Annotated in this window: 2 protein-coding genes and 2 tRNA genes; 3 read left to right on the forward strand and 1 reads right to left on the reverse strand. The window is 40.2% G+C overall.

Features of this window, described 5'->3' with window-relative positions; genetic code table 11:
• Window positions 1-47 precede the first annotated feature (47 nt).
• The 3 genes from K5Q58_RS20405 (at window position 48) to K5Q58_RS20415 (ending at window position 1702) form a co-directional block, all read left to right on the forward strand.
• Window positions 48-124: transfer RNA gene (locus K5Q58_RS20405), tRNA-Asp, on the forward strand.
• 422 nt (window positions 125-546) lie between these two features.
• Window positions 547-1482 carry a glycoside hydrolase family 16 protein gene (locus K5Q58_RS20410; protein WP_220755692.1) on the forward strand — a complete coding sequence of 312 codons (936 nt, stop codon included), beginning with the start codon at window positions 547-549 and terminating at the stop codon, window positions 1480-1482.
• 143 nt (window positions 1483-1625) lie between these two features.
• A tRNA-Trp gene (locus K5Q58_RS20415) sits at window positions 1626-1702 on the forward strand.
• Between the two features lie 772 nt (window positions 1703-2474).
• Here the strand turns inward: K5Q58_RS20415 and K5Q58_RS20420 are convergent.
• Window positions 2475-4541 carry a hypothetical protein gene (locus K5Q58_RS20420; RefSeq protein ID WP_220755693.1) on the reverse strand — a complete coding sequence of 689 codons (2067 nt, stop codon included), beginning with the start codon at window positions 4539-4541 and terminating at the stop codon, window positions 2475-2477.
• Window positions 4542-4841: the final 300 nt, after the last annotated feature.

Here is a 4841-nt window from a genome sequence, read left to right on the forward strand (position 1 = left end):
TAGCGACTTAAAAAGCATTTAGCATTACGCGCAAGCATTTTGCTAAAGGAGCGGTAGTTCAGTTGGTTAGAATACCGGCCTGTCACGCCGGGGGTCGCGGGTTCGAGTCCCGTCCGCTCCGCCAACATTACGATAAGCCCTGCTAGCAATAGCAGGGCTTTTTCGTATGTGTAATATTTAGGTATTTGTTGTAGTGTTGCGGACTTTTACAGAAATAGTCCGCCCCAGCTTCGCGTTCGTAAGCTCACGGCTATAGCCGTACTCACCCACAAACACAAAGACGAAAGCCTCTACAGCAATGTAGAGGCTTTTTTCGTTGTGTTGAATATGTAACCCGTTGCTAAATTGGTTCATCTCAAAGCAAATGTTTTGCAATTTGGTTTAATTACTCAAACTGGAACACATAAGTAAATCTCTTAAACTCCTGTTCTATTCCTTAATGTTTTTAGCTTTATTTCTATTATTAGAATAAATACTAGTAACATTTGATGGTTGCTAATGATAGATTGACAGCGCTGTCATTAACTTTAAAGGAGTATGTTTATTATGAAGAAGGACAAATTTTGTTCAGCGACGACATTGATGTTAGCTATGGGCTTTATAGGCAGTGCATTTGCGGATGGAAAAGGTATTTTTTTCGATGACTTCGCCTATGAAAGTATCAAAGGTTTTAATGATAATGGCTGGAAAGCGCGTACAGAGACTGGTCATCCAGGAATTAGCGGGGCAACTTGGTCTGCGAAAGGTTTAAGTTTCCATCCTGAACACATCGAAGCGCATAACGGCGCGATACGTATGAGCTCAATTACGGCTGGTGAAGGAGAAAATACCCGTCATACTCAATTTTGTCATAAGCGTAAATATCTTGAAGGCACCTATGCTTCAAGAGTCTTTTTTCGTGACAAACCAACCTATGGGCCTGATGGTGATGAAGTCATTCAGACTTTTTATACAATCAGTCCTTTAGAATATCCTTTAGACCCCAATTATAGTGAAGTTGATTTTGAGTACCTGCCAAATGGCGGTTGGGGCAGTGATAATTCACCTGCTATGTGGACAACAACATGGGAAACTTTTCAATTAACCCCATGGAGCAAGGTCAATGAATACACCCGTAAAGAGGGGAGTTACGCTGGTTGGCGTATTTTAGTAATGACTGTTGAGAAGAATGCTGTCAATTACTATGTTGGTGGTGTACTGATTTCTACTCATTCAGAGGCCGTAGCACCAGAAGTGCCAATGTCCATTAACTTTAACCTTTGGTTTATGCCCAAAGGTGCAGATGGTTCTATTGGCCCAGTGGACTCTGACGAGGTGAGAGAGTACCAACAAGACATAGACTGGGTATATCATAACGCTAACCAAATAATGTCGACTCAGGACGTATTAGCCAATGTTTCAACACTTCAGAATCAACGGATAAATTATGTGGATGGAGTTGAGCCAATGGTACCTGCGCTGGCTTCACCTTGCGGTTTATAGGCTTAATAAAGTCGATTACTTGCAGACTGGCTAATATTTGTGTTTTTATAGTTCTCTTGAGTGAAAAAGCCGCAGTCAGTGGCTTTAAAGCTAAAAAGTACTTTACCTTTTCGCTCTACTTAAGCATAATGCTCCACGTCAACAGGGGTATAGTTCCAATTGGTAGAACAGCGGTCTCCAAAACCGATGGTTGCGAGTTCGAGTCTTGCTACCCCTGCCAAATTTAGAAGGCCTAGCAGAAATGCTAGGCCTTTGTCTTTTCTGGCTTTTTAACCCTCTTACCAATTAAGTAAACCTTCAAATCCAAATTCTTAATATGTATCCTTTTTAGTTCAGTTAATAGCTGGATTACATATTATTTAAAACTGCCGATTAAGTTCTTTAGCGGTATTTTTTATGCTGCTATTTTTGTTTATGTTTTAAAGGCCAGTTAATGTTCTTGATGCTCTATTGGGGAGTATGAAGCTGTTTACTGATGGATAGCTAACATAGTGTTAGTTGTGTCTTAATGCTGCTCTAATAAGGCTGGGGCTCAATTACATTAAAGCTATTCATTTACTTATTTGTAAGTTGTCACTGGAGCGGTTTGGTAAGAGTTATTGTCGCTGGTGAACATGGTTGGTGAAGTAGATAGTGGCTTTTGGATTAAGGTTTGCTTAGTTAATTATCAAAGCTCTTTTAAATTTAAGATAACGGCTTTAAGGCATAAAAATGAGATAAGCCTATTGGACTTATCTCATTTTATTTCGAATTTATTATCCATTGTATATGTATAACTTCCCGCTCAGTAAGCCAACCTTTCATTTTGACTATTCTTTGTTTTTTGGGACAAAGGAGATTAAATTTAGAAACCTGATTTAAAATAAACATAAAATCAATTGTGTAGCGTAGAGGGAATAGCTATTAGCTAGTGTGTTAATTAATAGAAAAGACTCCGAATATTGCTCTATTCGGAGTCAGAGATAATTATCTAACAATATAGCATTAGAATATTACTTTTTTGGGTTAACGTGACAGGTAACACAGCTATATGGATCTGGGAACGTTTTAGAAGTGTGCCAGTCGCTGTTACCACGAGTACGTGTTTTAGAGGCTGCTAAGTCATTATAACGTTCACCATTCCAGCGTACTTTATCTACGAATGGTGATTGAACATTATCAGCACATGAACCTTTACCACCAACAGCTAAACTGAAGCCAAAAGGATTCACTGAACTATTTTCTGCACATTCTACGTCAGCAAAATCAAACCATTGTGATGCTTCACCGTGGTTGGTCATTGCTTGATCTTCAGAGTGACACCAGAAACAACGACTTGTTTCACCATGCCCTGCAGGTGCGCCATTACCGCCATGGCAAGACGCACAAGTGTAAGGCCCGGTAAGATCTGGATCTAAGTTAGAGTAGCCACTATGGATCTCATCATTGTTGTGACAAACTGCACAGTCGGCAATGTTCCAACCAAAATGCTCTTCAGTTAAAGGGGCAATAGCTTTACTGATATCAGCGATTTCTACAACTTCATTTACGGCTATTGGGTATAACTCGCTGCCATTTTGACGCTCTTCATTTACAGAGTTAAGTTCAGTTGTTCCGTAGATCCAAAACATCTTTTTAACCCAAGAGAAATAGATGTACTCCATACCATGATTACGAACCATGTTGTCTAAAGCAATATGAAGTTTGTTACCACCAAAGGTTCCTGCCCAATGGTCAATACATGTTTGTGCGTTGGTTTCAGTGATGCTGCCGTCATCTTCACGCAGCCATGTACACTCTCTCGCCAGATCCATTCCCTCAGTGTTATTCACTAAATCCTGTGCGTTAAGAGACTCTGGGCCGTGTAGCATGATATCTAAGGTATATTCCTTCATACCTGCAGCATAGTTCCAGCCATCAAGGCCTTCTGCACGAATACCATCAATGTTGTTCATCACATAGCTACCTAGCTGTGAGCCGGTATACAAAGTAGGCCAGTAGGTGAATCCGAAATCAGATTCACCAGTGCTCGCTGAGGCTTCAGCTGCTGAGATAACGTAATCCAGCTGAGTAATTACACCTTCACGGTAGACATCTGTGCGTAAGTTATAGGCTTTAACTTCGATGTTCGATGCGATGGTTTCGATATGTTCGTCACCATAGCCATCGGTATCTTCCATATCGCGAGTGATTGCAGTTAGCATCACTTTACCGCCATTAGCTGCTTTAAAGGCAACTTCATCTTTGTGAGATTGCCACATACGATCACGGTATTCAGGGCTCGTTGGCATGATACGAATTTCTGACTGATGACGTACTAACATTTCATCTAAACGGTCATAAACTGTCTCATAGTCTCCAGCATCGTCACCTAACATAGTTCCTCCGCTATGGAAGAAGGCAACACTCCAACTATCGCTGTCCTTGTAATCTTTCCACTCTGAGTAATGGGCTGCGGGATCATTATCAAACGTGCCGTCGCCATCAGCATCGAAAGAGACTGTGTATTCGTAAGTTTGACGTTCCTCGTTAAAATCGCCAACCTTAACTTCAAAATCTTTACGTTGTTCAGAAACGTACATCATCACATCTAAGACTGAATAGTGCCCAGGTTGGAAGATGTCATCACGAATAGCCTGATCTTTCCAAGCGAGAAGTTCTTCCGCTTTGATTTGCATGTGGTACTTGCTGTCATCAGGGGTGCTGAGGTTATATTTTGTATTATTAGAGAAATTTGGATTGTCTGAGCCAGGGTATTCAAGCGTATAACCATCTTCGCGAACCTTGTCCATATCACACATGTTTTGGTGTGCTGGTTGGCATGGATACCAACGGCCTAAGTAGACATCAATACTTCCTTCGAATTCGCTTTTAGGTGCTTCGACAAGCAGGTCAAATTTAGCCGCTAATTCTTCAGGCAGTTCAGGTATCGCTGGTATCCCTGGTTCATCAGGAATTACAGGCGGAGTGGTATTATTGTTATCTGAATCGCTGCCACATGCAGTTAGTAGCGGGATTAGTATCAAAGCAAGCGCGGATTTACTTAAATATCCTAGCCTTGAATTTTTATTCTTTTTCATACATCACCTTATTTCATCATTTTTCAAAAAATGATTGTTATTAGTCAGGGTTATATTCGTTCAACTTATAAGGTGACTGACTGTGATTTTTTACAGTTTTTATATCGAAAAAATAAATCTAAAATGTGTTTATGTTGTAAATTGATGGGATGATCACATTTCATTAATATCTGTTAACTAAGGCTCTTGGAAAATTTCAAGGGATGAGGTAGATATTTCTGATAGTAAGGGCTAATAAGGTGTTCTTAGTAGTAAAAGTTTACTAAGGAAAATAGCTTGTTAGGTATAGGCATATATAAG

Origin of the sequence: Shewanella sp. KT0246 (assembly GCF_019654955.1) — a bacterium.
Taxonomy (GTDB): Bacteria; Pseudomonadota; Gammaproteobacteria; order Enterobacterales; family Shewanellaceae; genus Shewanella; species Shewanella goraebulensis.

Bases quoted from the DNA above. Each gene is read 5' to 3' on its own strand.
- K5Q58_RS20410 (WP_220755692.1), top strand. From the start codon at position 547: ATGAAGAAGGACAAATTTTGTTCAGCGACGACATTGATGTTAGCTATG.
- K5Q58_RS20420 (WP_220755693.1), bottom strand. From the start codon at position 4,541: ATGAAAAAGAATAAAAATTCAAGGCTAGGATATTTAAGTAAATCCGCG.